Origin of the sequence: Sphingobium xanthum, assembly GCF_019737615.1 — a bacterium.
GTDB lineage: Bacteria > Pseudomonadota > Alphaproteobacteria > Sphingomonadales > Sphingomonadaceae > Sphingobium > Sphingobium xanthum.
The window spans coordinates 408,859-428,888 of sequence record NZ_JAHKKS010000001.1 but is presented as its reverse complement, the minus strand read 5'-3'; the positions used below and the strand labels follow the sequence as shown (position 1 = coordinate 428,888).

The window sequence follows — 20,030 nt, the reverse complement described above, 5'->3', positions numbered from 1 at the left end:
ATCATCACGATCTCATCAATAACAGCAGTTATTGGCAAGCGCCAAGTTCGGCGTGACAAAGTCAACGGGAGAGAGACGCTGACCGCCGAAACTTATGATTATGTGATCGTCGGCGCAGGCTCGGCGGGCGCCGTGCTGGCGACGCGCCTCACCGAGGATGCGGCCGTGCGCGTGCTGCTGCTGGAAGCCGGCGGCAGTGCCGATAACTGGCTGATCCGCATGCCGCTCGGCTTCCTGCGCGCCCTGCGCCGGCCCGAGATCACCTGGCCTTACTGGACCGAGCCAGAGCCGCACATGAACAACCGCAAGCTCATCCTGCCGCGCGGCCGGCTGCTCGGCGGCTCCTCCTCGATCAACGGCATGGTGTTCATGCGCGGCCACAGCGCGGACTTCGATCGCTGGGCGCAAATGGGCTGCCAGGGCTGGAGCTATGCCGACGTCCTCCCCTATTTCCGCCGGATGGAGTCAAGCTGGCGCGGCGACTCCGAACTGCATGGCGGCTCCGGCCCACTCAGCGTCACGCCCAACGCGACCAAATGGCTGCTCCATGACGAGCTGATGGCCGCGGCCAAGGCAGCCGGCCATCCGCTGACCGACGACATTCACGACGGCAATGAGGAAGGCGTCGGCAAGGTCGAGCTGACCATCGATCGCAATGGCCGCCGCGCCTCGACCTATGAGGCCTATCTCAAGCGCGCCATGTCGCGGCCCAATCTCACCGTCCTGACCGGCGCCATGACGCAGCGCGTTCTGACCGAGGGCAAGCGCGCCGTCGGCGTCGAATATCGCCGCGAGGGACAGCTGATCCAGGCCAGGGCGAACCGCGAGGTCATCCTCTCGGGCGGCGCCTTCAATTCGCCCCAGCTCCTCATGCTCTCGGGCATCGGCCCGGCGCAGCATCTGCGCGACATGGGGATCGAGGTGGTCCATGACCTCCCCGGTGTCGGCCAGAACCTCTCGGAGCATCCGCGCATACCCCTGCTGTTCGAGGCCAAGCCCGTCACCTTCGTCAACGAGCTGCGCTTCGACAAGGCGACGCTGAGCGTGCTGCGCTGGTATTTCACCGGCAAGGGCCCATTCGCGCGGCAAGTGAACAGCGCCAATCCGGTGCTGCGCACCGATCCACGCCTTGCCCAGCCGGACATCCAGCTCTGGTGCAACCCGGTGACGCTGGACGCGCACCTCTGGTTCCCCGGCATCAAGAAGCCGCCGCAGCACAAGTTCACCGCCGACGTAATCCTGTTGCACCCGGAAAGCCGTGGGCAGGTGTTCCTGAAGTCGCCCAAAGTGGACGACCATATCGGCATCAGCCTCAACCTGTTCAGCGCACCGGCCGATTTCGCAACGGCGCGCGCGGGCATCCGCATCGCGCGCAAAATCTACGCAACCTCGCCGCAGGCCGAGATCACCGGGCCGGAGATCAGCCCCGGCGCGCATGCCCAGAGCGATGCGGCGCTAGACGAGCATATCCGCGCAACATCCACCACCACGGCCCACCCCCTTGGCACCTGCCGCATGGGCGCGGGACCGATGGCCGTTGTCGATCCGCAGTTGCGCGTCATTGGCATGGAGGGCCTGCGGGTCATCGACGCCTCGGTCATGCCGGACGAGACCGGCGGCAACATCAACGCGCCGACCATCATGATCGCCGAGAAGGCGGCCGACATCATCAAGGGCAAGGTGCTGCCCGCTGCAGAGCTTCCGAGGCGGCGAGAACAGGCCGCATGACCGGAGAAAAACCAATAAGCCCCTCCCCTGAAGGGGAGGGGCTTGTGGAGACCAAGCTCAGGGCGAACGGAGTTTACGAAATGGAGAGAGCCGCATGACCCGCGAGGATTTCGAGCGCTATATCGATTGCTTCAATCGCAACGATTTCGAGGGCTTCTCCAGCTTCTACGCGGACGATGTCGACTTCAACCTGGGTGACCGCAAGCGCATCATCGGCCGCGAGGCGATCGCCGACTTCTATCGCGGCGTGAAGGCGCATATCGACGAGGAACTGACCATCCTCGATCTGATTATCGCACCGGATGGCGTGGCCATGCACAACCGGACTGTCTTTCGGACAGTAGTCGACTGGCCGGACTTCGAAATCTGGCCAACCAAGAAAGGCGACGTCCGCACGATCGAGAGCATCGTCTTCTACAAGATCAAGGACGGCAAGTTCACGCACATCAAGTCCGCGCGTTTCAAGGAACTCTGACTCTTGGCATCTCCCAATCCCGATTTCATCGTCATCGGCTCGGGCTCCTCGGGCGCCGTCATTGCGACGCGCCTGTCCGAGGACCCGCACGCCAATGTCCTGGTGCTGGAAGCCGGCAAGCGCGAGCGCTCGCTCCGCCTCGCCATGCCGATCCTCTTCCCGTTCGTGATGGCCGACCCCAAGTTCAACTGGGGCTATATGGGCGAGCCGGAGCCGTTCGCGAACGATCGCGAGATCCGCCAGCCGCGCGGCAAGGTGCTTGGCGGCTCCTCCATGATCAACGGCATGCTCTATGCGCGCGGCCATAGCCGCGATTTCGACGAGTGGCGGCAGCTCGGCAACGAAGGCTGGAGCTATGAGGATGTCCTCCCCTATTTCCGCAAGTCGGAGAACCATTGGGGTCCGGCCGACGATTGGCATGGCAAGGGCGGCCCGCTCTCGATCAAGCAGCAGCCCAAGAACAACGATCTCTACCGCCGCTTCATCGAGGCGGTCGGCAAGCTCGGCTATGAGGAGCGCGATACCTTCCACAGCGCCCGCGATGGCGGCGGCCAGGAAGGCTGGGGACCACCACCCCTGACCATTCACGAGGGCACGCGCGGCAGCACCGCCGCGCGCTTCCTCATCCCCGCGATGAGCCGGCGCAACCTCAAGGTCGAGACCGGCGCGCTGGTCACCAAGATCGAGATCGAGAAGGGCCGCGCAGTCGCCGTGCAGTTCCGCGATTCCTCCGGCCAGATGCGGCGCATCGCGGCCAATCAGGAAATCATCCTCTCGGGCGGCGCCTATAATTCGCCGCAGCTCATGCTGCTCTCCGGCATCGGCCCTGCCGAAGAGCTCGCGAGCCACGGCATCGACATCGTCCACAATCTGCCCGGCGTCGGCATGAACCTGCAGGATCATCCCTCCGTCGCGATGGTGCTCCATGCGAAGCGCGAAGTGACGCTAACCAACAGCCTGCGCCTTGATCGCGCCGGTCTCGCGGGCCTGCACTGGCTGCTCAACCGCGGCGGCATGATCGGCGACATGCCGGTGACCGCGAACGGCTTCATCAAGACCCGCCCGGAGCTGGAGCGGCCCGACGCGCAATGCCTGTTCCAGCCGACCATGATCGGCGCGCAAACTTGGTTCCCCGGCTGGCGCAAGCCCAAACCCGATGTCGTCGCCATGGCCTGCGTTCTGCTGCGGCCCGAGGGGCGCGGCTGGGTCAAGCTTCGCTCGGCCGACCCCACGGACAAGCCGCGCATCCTCTCCAACGTCCTCTCGACCGAGAACGACCGAGCCTTCTTCCGCCGCCTGATCCCGCAACTGCGCGAGATTTTCGCGACCGAACCGCTCAAGGACGTGCTTGGCGCCGAGGTGATGCCGGGCGACAATGTGCAGACAGCCGACGAGATCGATGCCTGGGCGCGCACTGCCTGCAACACGGCGCTGCACCCTGTCGGCAGCTGCGCCATGGGCAGCGCGAGCGACCCCATGGCCGTGGTCGATGCGCGGCTGCGCGTCCATGGCATCAAGGGCCTGCGCATCGCCGACGCCGCGATCATGCCGCGCATCGTGGGCGGCAATACCAATGCCGCCTGCATCATGATCGGCGAGAAGGCTGCCGACATGATCAAGCAGGACAATGGTCTGGCCGTGGCGTGATCTGAAGCGGAGTCTGATCAGATAAGGCCAGTCTCACCTCTCGCCGTGGCAATCATCCCACATCTTTGTTGATTCCCCATCATCTCCATGATTGAGTGCGCCCGATAAAGCCCCGCGCGAACGGGCGCCACACCGGGGATGCCAGCCATGACCAAGTTCGACGTCGAAGCCTTTATCGATCGCACGCGCATCGGCGCCACGCAGGGCATCGCCCTGTTCGTCTGCGTGCTGGTCTGCTTCATCGATGGGTTCGACATCTTCATGATCGGCAAGATCGCGCCGGCAATCGCCAGGGATTTCGGCGCGGAGTCGCAGGCCATGACGCCGGTGTTCGTCTACCAACAAATCGGACTCGCGATCGGCGCCTTCACCATCGCGCCGCTGGCCGATCGGTTCGGTCGGCGGTTCATGCTCGTCGTCGCGTGCCTGATCTTCGGCACGATCACGCTGGCGAGCACTTATGCGCAGACGCTCACCCAGCTTGCCGTGCTGCGCGGCGTCGCCGGCGTGTTCATGGCGGCGGGCCTGCCGATGGCGATGGCACTCATTTCCGAGATCACGCCCAAGCGACGCCGCTCGACCCTGGTCGCCGTGGCCCTCGCCGGCTTCTCGACCGGCAGCGCCGCGAGCGGCGTCGTGGCCGCCTGGCTGCTCGACGATTATGGCTGGCAGAGCGGTTTCTGGATCGGCGGCGGTGTGCCCCTGCTCTGCGTGCCGCTGCTCCTCTTCTTCGTGCCGGAATCCTTGAAGTTCCGCGCCGAGCGCAACCCGTCCGACGCCAGCATCGCCAAGACCGTGCGACGGCTCGAACCGGGCGTGGAACTGCGCGGCGATGAGCTTTTCGTGCTGGAGAGCGGCGACGCGAAGGGCCGCAAGGCCAAGCTGACCGACGTCTTCTCGGAAGGCCGCTTAACCATGACGGCGATCATCTGGGCGGCCTGCACGCTCAGCATGACCAACACGGCATTGCTCAGCGCGTGGCTGCCGACCTTCTTCCAGGAAATGGCCGATATCTCGATCCAGGATTTCGCGAAGGTCGCGCTGATCGGCTATCTGGGCGGCGTCGGCGGGACGCTCTGCATCGGCTGGCTGATGGACCGGATGCGCCCTGCCCTGCTGCTCGCCGGCTATTATGTGCTGGTCGCGGTCTGCCTCACCTCTCTAGCCTGGGTGCCGTTCCACACCAGCGCCTTCGTCCTGCTTGTGATCGTCTGGAGCTTCTTCCAGACCGGCGGCCAGGGCGGCCTCAACACGATGATCACGCACGTTTACCCGCCGCGCATGCGCTCCACGGCGCTTGGCTGGGCCGGCGGCGCCGGGCGCGTCGGCGGCGTGGTGGCGCCGATCGCGGGCGGCTTCGCGCTGACGCAGCATTTCTCGCTGCAACTGACCTTGGCGCTGGCCTCACTGCTCCCGCTCGGCGTCGCGCTGCTGATGCTGGTGCTGGCGGCTGTGCGCGGCGACCGCCCCGCACCGAGCGCCCAGCCGGTCACGGCCTGAATGCCCGACCGCGCCTGGTTTGAGGCTTATCTGACCGCCTTCAATGCCAATGATTTCGAGGGCTTCGGCGCCTATTATGCCGAGGACGTCCAGTTCTTCGGGCAAGCCGCAACCTTGTCAGGCAAGCAGGCGGTGCTCGATTTCTACCGCGGCGTGAAGGCCCGAATAGACGAGCGCGTCGACCTGCTGAGCTTCATCGGCGACGACAGGATGATCGCCGCCGAGATCTGCACCACCCTGGTCCCGCTGGAGGACTGGCCGGACTTCCCGACCGGCGCGCTGACCAAAGGCGAGATGCGGCGCAGTGTGAACTTCGCCTTCTACGATCTCGCGGACGGCAAGTTCACTCGCATCCGCTCGGCACGGTTCCGGCGACTGGAGTAGTTCCCTCTCCCCTTGGGGAGAGGGTTAGGGAGAGGGGGGTTGGCCCGCCCTCTCATCGATACGCCCCGGGCGAAAGGGAGTTGCCCCTCTCCCCAGCCCTCTCCCCAAGGGGAGAGGGAGCCAAGCTCAGGCCGCCGCTCCCAGCGACATCCGATACTGCCCGCTCTCAAGCGTCTCCTCCGGCACCCAGGTGCCATGGAAGGTCGCGCGCACGCGCACCGGCAGCTTGAGCAGCGCCACTGGCCCAGCCGACGGGTTCTGCGCATCGAGAATGGCGAGGTCGCTGCGCATTTCCGACACGCGCGAGACGAGCACCAGCAGCCAGCCATCGCCTTCCGGCGCGTCGGGCGTCCGGGGCACGAACTGCGCTTCCTGCACGCTGTCGCCCGGTCCGGGCTTCCAGATGTCGATCTCGCCGGTCTGCGTATCGACCTTCCCCATGCCGCTGGAGCCATCCATCGCGCGGGCGATGACATAGCCATACCGATAGGGCCGGCCCTGATAGCGGTCGTCCGTGCGCGGCATTTCGCACGGCAGGTTGAGCAGCCGCTTCGTCTCGAAACTGTCGTCATTGCTGGCGAGGTCGAAGGTCATGCGCGTCAGGAACGGCGGCACCATGGCCGTCTCCTCGCCCTGCGGCGTCGTGAAGAACGGGAAGCAATTGCCGTCATAATAGCACAGATCCAGGTGAATCTTCGTGCCGTCGCGATGCGCGTTCAGCATGTGACCGGCGCTGCCTGCCGGTCCCTTGAACCAGCGAATATCCTCCGCCTTGCCATAGCGCGGCACGAGCGCGACATGGACATGCTCTTCGGGATGCCACTGATAATAAGGCCCGCCAGCCTTGACCACGTCCAGATCGGTGATCAGCGGGAAGAAGGGCACCACCACCCACTCATCGGTGATCGCGAAATCATGGACGCAGGCCGCATAGGGCATCTCGAACCAGATCTCGGTCTTGATCTTCCGCTCAGCGTCGAAAACGTAGAACACGAAGTCCTTCGTGGCGTCGCCCTTCGCCTGATAGCCGAACGCCAGCAGCTCGTTGGTGATCGGGTCGACCTTCGGATGCGCCGTGAAGGTCTGCGAGCTGATCAACCCGCCGAAGTCCACGCGCCCGATCGTCTCCAGTGTGTCGGGATCGATCTCATAGGGAAGATCGTCCTCCTTGAGCGAATAGAGATGCCCCGCATGAAACATGGCGGTCGTGTTGGCCGTGCCGAGATGCACGTCCTTCACGCTCTCGTCGATCGTGTAGCGGTTGCGGTAGCGCCCGAAGAGCCCCCGGCGCGCGGCTTTCTGCCTTTTGTAGCGTTCGGTCTCCACCCACTTCACGACATAATCGACCTGATTGTCCTTGAAGCGGAACATGTGCATCTGGCCTTCGCCATCAATGAAGATGTCATCGGTGCGGCCCGAGGGATATTGGCGATCCGCCCCCACGCGATACAGCGCGCCTTCGAGGCCGTCCGGGATCGCGCCCGAGAGCAGCTCCAGCCCGCGCAGCTCGACATTGGAGCGCATCGGCTCGCCCCAGCCCCGGTAGAGCTCGACGTCTGGGAAATGGATGGGTTCGACCATGAGGGAAGTTCCTTCCTTATGCGCCGCCGGCCTCAGACCGTGGCGATGAAGTCCATGATGAGATGTTCGAGATCGCTGCCCGGCGTGCCGATCTCCAGCACCGGCGAGAGATGGTTGTGCCCGCCCAGCCAGTGCAGCCGCGGAAAGACCTTGTTCGCCGTCGTGTAGCGCGCCGCGAGAGCGGCCGCCTGAAGCTGGAAGTCGGTTGGATCATATTCCGAAACGGCAATCAGCAGCGGCGTCTTGGTGCTCGTCAGCGCGGCGACCGACGAGGTCGGCCCGTAGGCGGCCACATCGTCGCCATAATAGGCCTTGTGGAAATCGCTCGGCGCTGCGGAAGCGACATCGTAAATGCCCGAGATGAGCAGCGCGCCGGCCACCTTGGGATCATGCCGCGCGACATATTCTGCGACATGCACTGCGCCCGCCGATTGCCCCATGACGAAGATGCGGTCCGGATTGCCGCCATACTGGGCGACATTCTCACGCAGCCAGTTCACCGCGAGCGCGACATCCTCGCCGCCCGAGGGCCATTTGTTCGCCGGTGCGAGGCGATAGGTGATCGTCACGCCGACCCAGCCCTCGTCGACCGCGAAGCCGCCGATATTGTCATAGAAGGGCGAGCCCTCGGTCGTCTTGTCGCCCATGACGAAGCCGCCGCCATGGACGAAGACCAGCACCGGCGCGTTCTCCAGCCCATCCTTGGTGAAGATGTCGAGCCGATTGCGCTCGTCCGGCCCGTAGCGGTGATCGCGCGTCACTTTCGCGCTCGGCGGCAGGTCGGGCTGCAGCGCCTTGTAGATTTCCTGCGTGCCGCCGAGCATGCCGGGGGTAAGCTCCGCGCCGAAGCCGGACAGTTGCTTGCGAATGTCGGGGGTCATGCTGTTTCTCCAAGCTTGAGCACGGGCTTTATGACCGTGCCCGCCTCGCAATCGTGAAAGGCCTTGCCGATGTCCTCGAACCGGTAGGTCTCGATAAGCCGGTCGAACGGAAAACGGCCCTGCCGCCAATAGTCGATCAGCATCGGCAGGAAAGTGCGCGGATTGGCATCGCCGCCGAGAATGCCGCGCAGCTGCTTGCCACCGGCCAGCATGGCGAACATCTGCGGCGTCCATTCCCCGCGTGGCGCGGAGACGAAGCCCGCCGTACCGTTCATCGCGAGGCAGTCGAGCGCGATGCTGTGGACTGCCGCGACCGTCGTCGAGTTGAAGCTGAAATCCACACCGCGCCCGGTGATGTCGCGAATTTGCTGCGCAACATTGTCGGTGTCGGCCGCGATGATGTCCGTCGCGCCAAGCTCCTTCGCCAGCTCAAGACGCTGCCTGTTGATGTCGACCGCGACGATGCGCTTGGCGCCGACGAGCTTGGCGGCCATCACCGCGGAGAGGCCGACGCCGCCCGTGCCGAGAATGGCGACCGTGTGGCCCGCCCGCACCTTCAGCGCCTCGATGATCGCGCCCGCCCCGGTGATGACGCCGCAGCCGAGCGGCGCCAGCTTGTCGAGCGGGATGTCCTTGTCGACCTTCACCGCCGTGCGCTCGGGCACGATGGCATGGCTCGCGAACGAAGACTGGCCGAAGAAGTGCGAGTGGATCTTCTCGTCGCCGCACGACAACGCAACCGATCCGTCCAGACGCTTGCCGCCGAAGCTCATCGGCATGGCGAGATCGCAATAGGTCGGCCGCCCCGCAATACAGCTCGGGCAGGCACCACACGAGCTGCCGGAAAGGACGACATGGTCGCCCACCGCAAAGCCGCGCACGCCCTCGCCCAGCGCCTCGACCACGCCCGCGCCTTCATGGCCGAGCACGATCGGGTGCGGCGCATGACGGCCGGGATGCTCGTGCAGATCGGTATGGCAGATGCCGACCGCGACGATGCGCACCAGCATCTCGCCGGGACGCGGCGCTTCCAGCTCCAGCGTCTCGAGGCTGGGCGCATCCTGATTGGAGCGGCTGACGGCAGCGGTGATTTTCATGGACGGGCTCCCAATCCCTCGCCCCCTTCAGGGGGAGAGGATAGCGCAGCTTGTCGCTGCAAGCGGCTAGCGAAGCTTGGAGAGGGGGAGGGGCGCAGCGGCGCGAACGCAGCAAAGCCCCCTCTCCCTCCCACGCCTGCGGCGCGGGTCCGTCCCTCTCCCCCTGAAGCGGGCGAGGGCAGCATTGCCCTTCCAATCACTTCTTCCCCGCGACCGGCTCGGCCTTGTGGACCGGCTTCTTGACCATCAACAGCTCGCCCTTCCACGGCACCTGATCCGCCGCCGTCCAGGCATTCACATGCAGCGACTGGAAGCGCCACGGCCCTTCCTTCTTGGTCACATGGTCGATGCGCGTGCCGATGCCGAACACGAAATTGGTGTGATAGTCAGTCTGGAACTGGATGATCTGGAAGAAGCAGCGCACATCCGCCTCGCCCTCTTCCTCGCGCGGCTCCATGATGAAATGGTTCATCAGATGCTGGCGACCATACCACCAGTGCTGCCGGTCGTTCCACAGCGACTGGAGATTCTTGAGGATCTCCTCATGGCCCTGCACCTTGCCCTGCCAGAGATGATCGAACCAGCAATCCTGCGTGAAGGTGGACATGGCCATGTCCGCATCCGCCAGGTCGATACCCCAGGCATAGCGCGAGTAAAGCTCCTGGATTTCCAGCCGGTCGAGTGCGCTCAGTTGCCATGCCATATCGTCTTCTCTCCCAATCGTTCCGTCGAAAGAAAGACCCTCACCCTTCCGCGCTTCGCGCTCCTTCCCTCTCCCGCATGCGGGAGAGGGCGGGGCCCGCCGCCGCAGGCGGTGGGAGGGTGAGGGTCTTTCTGGATCCTATTGTTTGCCCAGATGATGATCGTTCTGAATATCCGCCGGCTCGCCATGCTGCGTCAGCAAAGCCTTGCGGCGAACATAGCGCAGGATCGCCTCCGGCCCGGTCCGCGCGCCACCGCCGACACCGCTGTTCCCGAACGCCGTGCTGCCCACGGTGCGGTTCTTGGCGAATGTCAGGAACGTGTCCTGAATGAACACCGATCCCGCATTCACCTGTTCCGCGATCGGCAGTGCTTCCGCCTCGGTCCCCGCGATCACATTGGCGGTGAGGCCGAAGCTCGTGTCGTTGGCAAGCGCGATCGCTTCCTCGATCGTCTTGAAAGCCATCACCGGCAGGATCGGCCCGAAGGTCTCGTCCTGCATCAGCGCCATGTCGTGCGTGACGCCGGTCACCACCGTCGGCCGCATATAGAGCCCGCCGCCAATCTCTTCGGTCTTGCCGCCGGTCAGGATCATCGCGCCCTTGGCCACCGCATCGGCAAGCTGCTTCTCGACGATGCCCGCCTGCGGGGCGAAAGTGAACGGGTGCGAATGCCCCGCGCGCGGATTGTCACTGTTCAACCGAACCTTCTGCGCCTTCTCGACCAGCAGCGCCACAAAAGCATCGTGGATCGTCTCCGCGACATAGATGCGCTCGACCGAGAAGCAGACCATGCCGTTGGCATGCACCGCGCCGCGCAGCACCGCCGTCGTCGCGCGCTCCAGATCGGCCGTCTCGGTCACGATCACCGGGTCCTTGCCGCCCAGTTCCAGGAAACAGGGGATCAGCCGCTGCGCGCACTGCACCGCGATCTTGCGGCCGGTCGGCACGCTGCCGGTGAAGCAGACGAGGTCCGCCGCCTCGATCATGTGCTGCCCGGTCTCGCCGTCGCCCTGCACATAGTCGAACACGCCCGCCAGTTCCGGCACGGCCGCGACCGTCTCGAACAACGGCCCGATCCAGCGCGGCGTCACTTCGGAGGGCTTGATCAGCACCGCGCAGCCCGCGAACAGCGCCGGAATCGCATCGAGCAACACCAGCATCATCGGCGCATTCCACGGCCCGATCACGCTCACCAGCGGATAAGGCACGAACTGCGTGCGCACCTCGACGCTCGGCATTGCCTTGGACGGGCCGAAATAGCCGGCCTTGTCGAGCGCGCCCTGCGCATCCTCGATCCAGCCGCCGATGTTCCCCATCGTGATATAGCCCTGGATGTAGCTGGTGTGGCAGCCACCCGTGTCGACCGCGTCCGCCTCGGATATGTCGTTCGCGCGCTTGGCGACTTCGCCCAGCCAGCGCTGCATCACGCCGATGCGCGCGGCGAGCGGCTTTTCGCCCCAGGCCTTCTGGTTCCGCCGCAGCCGCGCCGCCTTCTCCGCCACCTCCGCCGCCGTGGCGACGGGAAGCGCGAAGTCGATCGCGCCGGTGCGCGGGTTGCGCACGGGAATAGTGCGCCTGTCGCTGTCTGCCATTGCCGTCCTCTCCGAGGGCGAGAGACTCACCCGAATTAGTCAGACATCGTTGTATATTGACAATGGCTCGTCAATCAACCGCTTCTTGCGCCTAATTCACTCTTCCCAAGGCAGGCAGCCGGGATAGCGCAGCCGATCCGAATGGCGCCGCACGATCGCCTGCAGCATGGGCAGCAGCAAATCGAACTCGCCGCTTTTCAGCGATGCCAGGGTCAGCGTCTCGGAGCGGTCCGCCTCGGGCTGGATGCTGGCGGCCTGATCGCGCCCTTCCTCGGTCGTCGCATAGAGCGTCTTGCGCCGGTCCTCGGGGGAGCGCACCGCTTTGAGCAGGCCCCGCACGGCCAGCTTTTTGAGTACGATCGCACACGTCGAGGGATCGAGGCCGAAGACGCGCGCGAACTCGACCTGGCTGAGACCCGGATGCAGATGCAGGATGACCAGCGCGGAGAATTGCCGCAGCGTGATCGTCATCGGCGCGACGCAGGCATTGAAATGCGCGAGGCCGATCTGCAACGCCCTGCGGAACAGCAGGCTCGGCGCATCGGCAAAGGGCGAGACGTCCATATCCCAGCGCGGCGCGCCGTCCCCGCTCTCCCGCGCGATACGGCTCAGCAGCGCGCGGAGCCGATCGCGCTCGTCCTTACCAAACTCGCTCAGCAGTTCATCCTGCAAGGCAGCAAAGGCGCGCTTGACGCCGCCGATGCGTCGCTGACCGTCCCGCGTCAGCGCCGGCAGGCTGCGGCGGCGATCGCGCGGGTCCTGCGTGCGGGCAATGAGGCCGGTGACTTCCAGATTGTCCAGGATGATCGCGGTGGTCGAGGTGTCGATGCCGCAGGCCCGCGCGAGGCCGACCTGATCGCTTTCCCCGCCCGCCTCGATCGCGAGCAATATCTCTGCTTGCGCCAGCGTTTCGTTGTTCCCGGCGAGCGTACCGTAGAGCGCGTTGGCGATCTGATCGATGCGGCTCAGCAGGAAGCCGGGCTTGCGCACGAAGATGCGCATGACCTCATGGACCGGCACGCGCCGCAGCGCCGCGGGCGCCTGCTCCTCGGGCAGCGGGACGGCAAGCTGCACGCCGCCCTTAGCCACGAGGGCGCCTTCTGTTCCGGTTGCGATCCATGGCTTTCATCTTCGACCAAAATCGAAAGCGCTTGGCAATGTCGAATAACAGTTGCGATCCACCATTCAGCCGCTTACGTGTTGAAGAATCAACATCTTGTCCGCAGCGATGGACAGGGTCGATCCGGGAGAGGCGCGGTGACCGAAGAGGACTATGCAGACTATATCGCGCGCTTCAATGCCAATGATTTCGAGGGGTTCGGCCGCTATTATTGTGACGACGTGGTCTTCAATCTCGGCGAGAAGCGGCAGATCATCGGCCGCGAGAACATCCTCGATTTCTATCGCGACGTGAAATCCAAGGTCCGGGAAACGCTGGATATCCTGGCCGTCGCCGCCGGGCCGGATACGCTCGCCTGCCATGTCCGCACGGAGTTTTACGGGCTGGTCGATTGGCCGGACTTCATCGCCGGGCCGCTGATGAAGGGCGAGAGCCTGAACATCGAGAGCCTCGGCTTCTATTATCTGCGCGACGGCAAGTTCGCCCGTATCCTGGGCGCGCGATACAAGACCCTGCCGGTCGTCGCCGCCTCCGCCTGACCCAAAAGGAGACATGAAATATGGCGACACCTGCGCCGCCGCCCCACCCCTTTGCCCCCCGGTTCGAGTTCGCCTTCACCGTCTCGATCGACCTGACCGCGCCGATCTGGCTGACGCCGAGCAGCATGGGCACGACCCGCGCCGCGATCTGGGCCGCGCAGGGCACGTTCGAGGGACCGCGCATCAAGGGGCGCGTCATCCCGATGAGCGGCGGCGACTATCCGCTGGTGCGCCCGAACGGCGTCATCGATTTCGACGCACGCTATCTGCTTGAGGCGGACGACGGCACGCCCATCTATCTCCAGAGCCGCGGCTATCGCTGGGCCGAGGGCGACGCGATGGAGCGCATGGCCCGCAACGAGGATGTCGGGTCGGACGAATATTATATGCGCGTCAGCCCCAAATTCGACGTGCCCGAAGGCCCGCATGACTGGCTCGGCAAGCATATCTTCGTGGGCGTGGCCGAGAAGATCCCGAAGGCCAACCGCATCCATTATTTCATGCTGCTGTAGGCGATAATAAGCCCCTCCCCTTCAGGGGAGGGGGAAGGGGTGGGGGCGATGCGCAGCAGCGCTCGCAAAGCGACCATCGCAACGTTGAAGCCCCACCCCGACCCCTCCCCTAAAAGGGAGGGGCTAAAGAGACATAGAAAGGCCCGTCATGAACGACCCCCAGGTCCCCGCCCATCTCGAATATGTCTTCGAAATGCGCGTCGAGTTCCGCCCCGAGCGCTGCATGTTCGGTCCGCTCCCCGGCGGCGGCGGCCATCAGGGCTACACGCCCTGCGCCAGCGGCACGATCTACGGCCCGCGCCTCTCCGGCATCGTCGTGCCGGACAGCGGCGCCGATTACGCGCATGTCCGCACAGACGGCACGGTCGTCGTCAACTCGCATTATCTGCTGGAGGCGGACGACGGCACCAAGATCTACATCAACAACAACGGCTATCTCGTCCCGTCGAAGCCTGGCGAAGGCAAGCTCGTCCACGGCGTGCGCCAGCCGGCCTATTTCTGCTTCTCGCCGACCTTCACCGTGCCGGAGGGCCCGCATGACTGGATGAGCCGCACGCTCTTCATCGGCACCGGTCACCGCCGCACCGATCCGGATCATTCGATCTTCACTTATTATGCGGTGCGATCCACCATCGACTGACGCGCGCAATGGCCTTAGAGGGCGCGGCGAACGCATCGAATGGAAAGATCATGGCCAAGGCAATCAAACTCACGCTGACCGAAGACGAAATCGAAATCCTGGTCGATGCGATGGAGGCCGATCTCGAAGGCTATGTCGAGGCCGCCAAGGAAGCGCGCGGCAACGGCAATCGCGCGGACGTCGCGACCTTCACGGAAGCGGCCCAGCGCATCCAGGCGCTGATGACCAAGCTGCAGGAATTGATCGAGGACTGAGAGCTTCCAGATTTCGTCACTCTGGACTTGATCCGGAGTGACGGCGATCCTGGGACTTCCCCTCACCCGTGCGGGATCACCGGCACCAGCAAATGGCTGTCAAAATCCCCGCCGACATGCACCACATGCGTCCCCGCATTGCGCAGTTCCTCGTGCCGGGCAAAGGGCAGCATCGGCAGCGCATCGCGATAGATATCCATCCCCTTCACCACCACGCGCAGCGTCTCGCCCGCGCGGAACAGGGTGGATGACGGCCAGATCTCGATCTCGACCGGCACCGGCACACCCGGCTCCAGCCGCTCTTCCTTCACGTGACTATGCACCGGCTGCTCGGGCGTCGAGCGTGCCGCATCGAGCGCACGGTGGCTGGCACGCAGCCAGCCCAAAGCGACCGGGCCGTTCTCATAGAAGGCATAGAAGGTCATACCGACCGGTTGCCCCGTCGTGTCGAGCTTCTGGATCGCGACGAACAGGTCCATGTCGTCCGCGCCCTGCGCCTCGACCCAGAGCTTGAGCTTCATATAGCCCGTGATCTCGGTTTCCTGCGCGAAGAGATGGTCGAACCGCGCCTCGCCTTCCTCATGGCAGGGATCATAGACGACATGGCCCTGTACCGCGCTCGGCGCATGCTGGAGCTGGCCGGTCGCGGTCAGCCAGAGCGGCACATATTCGGTGCGCGCCAGCGGCCATTCCCGCTCCGCGCGGATCGGGTGGACCCGCGCACTCTCGCGCACCTCGATCTGCACCGGCGGCCAGGCCTCGACGCCCCGCGCCTGCCCTTTCAGAAACTCGTCGAAAAAGGCCCGCGCCAGTTCGCGGCTCTCGGGATTATAGAAATGCGCCCATTTCTTCTGCCCGTGGACGAGCATCCATTTCTGCCGCGAGGACATGTGCCGAAATGCCTCGATCGTCCCGCGCGTGTGCAAGCCCTGATCGGACCAGCTCGCCACCACGAAGGCCGGTACGTCGATCGCCGGCAAGTCGATCTCCTTGCTTTCCCAATAGGCGTCGTACAGCGGATGCGCCTGCACGTTAGCGTTGGTGTCCTCATAGCGCTGGTTAGAGAAGCGCAGATTGCCCGTGCCGCGCGGCACGAAGCCGGTCTCGCGAATGCCGCCATGATAGGCGAATTCGCGATACCAGTCGGAAAAGCCTTCCCACGGATTGATCGCGGCGAGATGCGGCGGCTTCAATTGCGCGACCAGATACTGGATCGCCGCCAGATAGGAGACGCCGGTCATCCCGACCTTGCCGTTGCACCAGTCCTGCACGCCGAGCCACTCGATCAGGTCGTAGCAGTCCTCGCCCTCGCCGATACCATTGTGGCGCACATCGCCTTCGCTGAGCCACATGCCGCGCGAGTCCGCATTGCAGACCGCATAGCCCTGCGCGCACCAATAAGACGGGTCCGCCGCCTCGAACGCCGTGAAGCGCGACATCCAGCCCGCCTCAACCCCCGAATGCGGCGGGAAGAGCGTGTCGGACATGCCGTGCTTGCCATAAGGGCTCCAGCCCAGAATGACGGGCATAGGAGCATTTGGGGCCCCATCCGGCGCTTCGGCCGGGCGATAGAGATCGACGAGGATGCGCACCCCATCGCGCATCGTCACCGCGATGTTGCGGTCGATCAGCAGCCCGTCCTCGACCCGCTGCTGATGCTCGCGCGGCGGCAGCGGCGGCTTGCCCGGCGCGGTCGCCGGATCGACGCCATCCTTCATGATCAGCGTGAAGCCGGTGCCGCTCATTCTGCCTCTCCTGCGTCCATAGGGCGGACGCCCGGCGCGTTCATCCGCTGCCGGGCGTCCTGGGGGGTATCAGAAGCGGAACCGCGCGCCGATGCGATAGGTGCGGCCCATCACGTCATAGAGCACGTTGTTGGTTGGGCCGAAGCTGGACGGCGTATCGACCGGCGGGTCCTTGTCGAACAGGTTGCTCACCACGCCGAAAATCTCCAGCTTCTGATCGCCCTTTCGCCAGACGTTCACGCTCGCGTTCAGGTTCACATAGGTCCAGGCGGCGATGCTGTTATCGCTGATGCTGTTGGCCTTGAGCGGATCGTAACCCGCCTGCCCCGGCCCGACCAGCTCGGCATTGTACACGCCCGCCGAGATGTGCCGCACCTGCAGCTGCGTCGTCAGCAGATCGGAGTTGAAGGTCAGATAACCGTTCAGCACATAGCGGGGCACACCGGATGGCTGCGAAACCGGCGAGCCGTTCATGCCCGAACGATTGACAGCCACACCGGCCGAATCCACCGTGATCAGGTCATCGACGATGGTCGCCAGGCCACGAAGCGAGACCTGCCCGCCCCACAGGCCGACCGGCAGCGTGTAGAGCGCTTCGATGTCCCAGCCCCGCGTGATCAGCGTGTTGAGATTGAGGTTGAAGTTGCGCACCTGCGTGATCAGGCCGGCCCCATCGCGCGTCACCAGCGAGCAGAGCGCGGCGTTGCCGGCTTCGCAACGGTTGACGATCACCTGCGCGCCAAGCGTCGAAACGGCGCCGTCCAGCTCGATGTTGTAATAGTCGGCGGAGAGCCGCAACCGGCCGGCCGATCCCAGATCGGGCTGAAGCACTACGCCGACCGTCCACGTGTCGGCCTTCTCGGGCACCAGATTGGCATTGCCGCCGAGCAGAACCTGGGTGAGCACCTGCGCGCCCGTGCGCGGATCGAGCACCGACTGGAAGGAGGTCTGCGCCGGCCCGTACAGCTCGAAGAGATTGGGCGCGCGGATATCGCGCGAGACGGTGCCGCGAAAGCGCAGCCAGGAGAGCGGCGACCAGTCGGCACCGACCTTCCAGGTCGTCAGGTCACCGCTCACCGAATAATCGGTGTAGCGGATCGCGCCGGTGAGCTCCGCGCCCGAGAATAGTGGCACGCTGAGCTCGCTGAATGCCTCGAACACGTCGATCTTGCCGCTGATCGGCGAACCCGGCCCGGTATAGAATTGCAGGGCCCTGGAGATCGGATCCGCCGTGCCGCGCGCGATGTCCTGGCGGATCTCGGCGCCGGTCGCTGCCTTGATCGGGCCGGCCCAACCTTCGAAGAGCGTGCCCTGCATGCTCGCCGACACGACATTCTGGGTGAGCCGCGTATCCTGCTCCGCCGTGCCGGTGACATAGGCCCTGGCGGCTACCGACGGGCTGCCCTCGCCGAAGGGATTGAGCGGCTGGCATCCGGCGGCGGCGGCTACGCCATCGCGCACGCCCCGACACACGATGTTGCCGCTGCCATCGCGCACCGTATCCAGCGCGAAGGTCATGCGCGGCGTGATCGTGGTGTTGTAACCGCGCTGCGAATAGTCCGTCCGGCCGAACTGATAATAAGCATCGAGCGTCCAATCGCCCCACATCTCGGCATTGAGGCCGGCGACGAAACGGTAATTCTCGCGCGTCACCTCGGCGAGCTGCGGCCCGATGTCGTTCCAGATGCGACCCAACGAGAAGGACGTGAGTCCGAGCGTGTCCATCTGCGTCCCGATCGCGGTCGGCAGGAATGCATTGTCCCGGCGGATCGTGATGCTTCCCAGGTCGCGACGCTGCGCGCCGACCGTGCTGCCCTTCACCCGGCCATAAGACCCCTCCAGGAACAGCGTCAGCTTGTCCGAGGTCTCGAACTCGGCATGCGCGAAGCCGATCAACCGTTCGACCGGCGCGGCAAGCGGGAAATGCTCGTAGAAGGCCAGCCGGGAATCGCCCCCGCCGCTCTGGAAGATGCCTGCATTATAGTAGGTGCCGTAATTGTGGCTGAACGTCGTGCCGTCGGGGCGGAACTCCGTACCGCGCAACGCGCCGGCCGTCGTGATGATGCCATTGACCGTCGATGTCGCGGTGCGCGTATTCGGCAGGATCAAGGTCGCCGGCTGACCGGCCGCCACGCGCTGGCCGCCAACGAGCGGGTTGCTGACCGTGTTGTAGGACAGCGCGCACCAATCGCGGCTGTAGCAACCCTCGCTGCCCTTGCTGTCGGAATATTCAACGCCCGCCACGATGTGCCCGCGACCGCCCGCGAAGCTCGTGCCGCCGGCCAGCGAGAGCTGATATTCCTCGCCGTCGCCGGCATCGTTGATCCCATATTGCGCGGAGGCCTTGATCCCGCTGAGCCGCGTATCTAGCAGGATGTTGACGACGCCCGCCACCGCGTCCGAGCCATAGGCGGCCGACGCGCCGCCGGTCACGACTTCGGCGCGCTGGACGAGCGAGGACGGGATCAGGCTGAGATCGACTGCGCCGGCAACGGCGAAACCGCCGCCCTGCACCGTGGAGGCCACCACCCGGCGGCCATTGATCAGCACCAGGGTGCGATTGGCGCCGAGGCCGCGAAGGTCGGCCGTCGAGGCGCCGATATTGTTCGTGAAGATGGCGTTGGTCGATGGCGTCGCCTGCGGACGGAAGGACGGCAGGTCGTTCAGAACCTGTGCGACGTTGACCGCGGCCTGCCGCTCGATCTGGTCGCCGCCCAGCACCGTCACCGGCGTTGGCAGGTCGAAGCCAGAGCGCGCGATGCGCGAACCGGTGACGACGATCTCGACCTCTTGCGCGGACTCATCCTGAGGCGCGGCGCCGTCTTCCTGCGCGAGGGCAGGCACGGCAAGCAGCGCAAGGCTGAGCGCGAGCGCCCGCAGGCTAGTGCCGGCGACGGTGACTCGCGAATGAGCGATGAAAGTGGACATGATCTCTCCTCTCCTGGTCGCTGCGCTGATTGGAATTTCAGCGTCTTAACGAGTGCCCGGCCACAGGCGCGAGACAGCGCCAGACCAGATGCAACGAACACTGATTATCAGGCACTTCTTGAGTTCTCAACAAGTTTTCCGCTGCGGAAGCATTGTACCGACTGCTTGCCGCATCGCTGTGCCATGAGCGCAACGCTCTCAAGGAACTGTGCGCGCACTCGCTGCCCGGTGTGGAACCGCTACCTCGTCGGCCGGGTCGTCATCGATCCACTCGGTCTTGCGGTGGCAGATTGTGGCGCAAAGGACGGAGGTCACGACTGTTGCGAAGAGCAATGGTTCACTGCCCGGCCCGGCATCGAAAAGATGAAAGGCCGCCGCACCCAGCACGCCGCCGGCCAGAGCCCAGGCCATCCAAGACCGGGCGCCCGCGATATGCTGGCCCAGCGTGACCATCACGACCGCACCGATGCCGTTCGCCGGCAAGGCGATCAACATGCCGAACACCACCGCGAGCAGCATCGCAAAACCGAGGGCGAACACGGCGCCCAATTCGACAGGAATGGCGGCGGGAAGTTGTGCGTAGAGCACCGCACAAGCGACGGCGGCAACGAAGGTCGGGCCTGCGATCAGGCTCGCCACGATCACGCCATAGGTGGTTCCGTTCGCTTTCATCATGGTCCAGTTCCTTCACTATCGCGGCGCG

The 20,030-nt window shown here is 64.9% G+C and carries 18 protein-coding genes; 9 read left to right on the top strand and 9 right to left on the bottom strand.

Annotated elements, in window-relative coordinates:
• From KM135_RS02080 to KM135_RS02060, 5 genes are all read left to right on the top strand, one after another.
• The gene (locus tag KM135_RS02080) at positions 1-1,728 is read left to right on the top strand and encodes a GMC family oxidoreductase (protein ID WP_343228134.1); all 1,728 of its coding nucleotides are present in this window, start codon (positions 1-3) and stop codon (positions 1,726-1,728) included.
• 94 nt (positions 1,729-1,822) lie between these two features.
• The gene (locus KM135_RS02075; protein ID WP_221712233.1) at positions 1,823-2,203 is read left to right on the top strand and encodes a nuclear transport factor 2 family protein; all 381 of its coding nucleotides are present in this window, start codon (positions 1,823-1,825) and stop codon (positions 2,201-2,203) included.
• 3 nt (positions 2,204-2,206) lie between these two features.
• The gene (locus tag KM135_RS02070) at positions 2,207-3,850 is read left to right on the top strand and encodes a GMC family oxidoreductase (RefSeq protein WP_221712232.1); all 1,644 of its coding nucleotides are present in this window, start codon (positions 2,207-2,209) and stop codon (positions 3,848-3,850) included.
• Between the two features lie 147 nt (positions 3,851-3,997).
• Positions 3,998-5,350, top strand: coding sequence for an MFS transporter (locus KM135_RS02065; RefSeq protein WP_221712231.1), 1,353 nt, complete (start codon positions 3,998-4,000; stop codon positions 5,348-5,350).
• Entirely contained in the window at positions 5,351-5,734 is a 384-nt protein-coding gene (locus tag KM135_RS02060; RefSeq protein WP_221712230.1) for a nuclear transport factor 2 family protein, read from the top strand. It abuts the gene before it with no gap.
• A gap of 126 nt (positions 5,735-5,860) precedes the next feature.
• Here KM135_RS02060 and KM135_RS02055 read toward each other — a convergent pair whose 3' ends face one another.
• The 6 genes from KM135_RS02055 to KM135_RS02030 all read right to left on the bottom strand — a co-directional run bounded on the left by KM135_RS02055 (position 5,861) and on the right by KM135_RS02030 (position 12,678).
• Positions 5,861-7,315, bottom strand: a complete 1,455-nt coding sequence (locus KM135_RS02055; RefSeq protein ID WP_221712229.1) for a carotenoid oxygenase family protein — start codon at positions 7,313-7,315, stop codon at positions 5,861-5,863.
• A gap of 32 nt (positions 7,316-7,347) precedes the next feature.
• Positions 7,348-8,196, bottom strand: coding sequence for an alpha/beta hydrolase (locus KM135_RS02050; protein ID WP_221712228.1), 849 nt, complete (start codon positions 8,194-8,196; stop codon positions 7,348-7,350).
• Complete coding sequence (locus tag KM135_RS02045) at positions 8,193-9,293, bottom strand: NAD(P)-dependent alcohol dehydrogenase (RefSeq protein WP_221712227.1); 1,101 nt, start codon at positions 9,291-9,293, stop codon at positions 8,193-8,195. The genes KM135_RS02050 and KM135_RS02045 overlap by 4 nt, the downstream gene beginning before the upstream one ends.
• A gap of 196 nt (positions 9,294-9,489) precedes the next feature.
• Positions 9,490-9,996, bottom strand: a complete 507-nt coding sequence (locus tag KM135_RS02040; RefSeq protein ID WP_221712226.1) for a nuclear transport factor 2 family protein — start codon at positions 9,994-9,996, stop codon at positions 9,490-9,492.
• Between the two features lie 138 nt (positions 9,997-10,134).
• Positions 10,135-11,589, bottom strand: a complete 1,455-nt coding sequence (locus tag KM135_RS02035; protein ID WP_221712225.1) for an aldehyde dehydrogenase family protein — start codon at positions 11,587-11,589, stop codon at positions 10,135-10,137.
• Positions 11,590-11,685: 96 nt separating this feature from the next.
• The gene (locus KM135_RS02030) at positions 11,686-12,678 is read right to left on the bottom strand and encodes a MarR family winged helix-turn-helix transcriptional regulator (protein ID WP_221712224.1); all 993 of its coding nucleotides are present in this window, start codon (positions 12,676-12,678) and stop codon (positions 11,686-11,688) included.
• A 168-nt stretch (positions 12,679-12,846) separates the two neighbouring features.
• On the opposite strand from KM135_RS02030, the gene KM135_RS20125 reads away from it, so the two are divergent.
• The 4 genes from KM135_RS20125 (at position 12,847) to KM135_RS02010 (ending at position 14,654) form a co-directional block, all read left to right on the top strand.
• A complete protein-coding gene (locus KM135_RS20125; protein ID WP_221712223.1) occupies positions 12,847-13,248 on the top strand; it encodes a nuclear transport factor 2 family protein in 402 nt (133 codons plus the stop codon).
• A gap of 20 nt (positions 13,249-13,268) precedes the next feature.
• Complete coding sequence (locus tag KM135_RS02020) at positions 13,269-13,760, top strand: DUF3237 domain-containing protein (RefSeq protein ID WP_221712222.1); 492 nt, start codon at positions 13,269-13,271, stop codon at positions 13,758-13,760.
• A gap of 148 nt (positions 13,761-13,908) precedes the next feature.
• Entirely contained in the window at positions 13,909-14,400 is a 492-nt protein-coding gene (locus KM135_RS02015) for a DUF3237 domain-containing protein (RefSeq protein WP_221712221.1), read from the top strand.
• Between the two features lie 50 nt (positions 14,401-14,450).
• The gene (locus KM135_RS02010) at positions 14,451-14,654 is read left to right on the top strand and encodes a hypothetical protein (protein WP_221712220.1); all 204 of its coding nucleotides are present in this window, start codon (positions 14,451-14,453) and stop codon (positions 14,652-14,654) included.
• Between the two features lie 62 nt (positions 14,655-14,716).
• Here KM135_RS02010 and KM135_RS02005 read toward each other — a convergent pair whose 3' ends face one another.
• The 3 genes from KM135_RS02005 to KM135_RS01995 form a co-directional block, all read right to left on the bottom strand.
• On the bottom strand, positions 14,717-16,399 hold the full coding sequence (locus tag KM135_RS02005) for a CocE/NonD family hydrolase (protein WP_221712219.1): 1,683 nt from the start codon (positions 16,397-16,399) through the stop codon (positions 14,717-14,719).
• 69 nt (positions 16,400-16,468) lie between these two features.
• On the bottom strand, positions 16,469-19,327 hold the full coding sequence (locus tag KM135_RS02000; RefSeq protein ID WP_221712218.1) for a TonB-dependent receptor domain-containing protein: 2,859 nt from the start codon (positions 19,325-19,327) through the stop codon (positions 16,469-16,471).
• Positions 19,328-19,525: 198 nt separating this feature from the next.
• Positions 19,526-20,002, bottom strand: a complete 477-nt coding sequence (locus KM135_RS01995; protein WP_221712217.1) for a hypothetical protein — start codon at positions 20,000-20,002, stop codon at positions 19,526-19,528.
• Positions 20,003-20,030 lie beyond the last annotated feature (28 nt).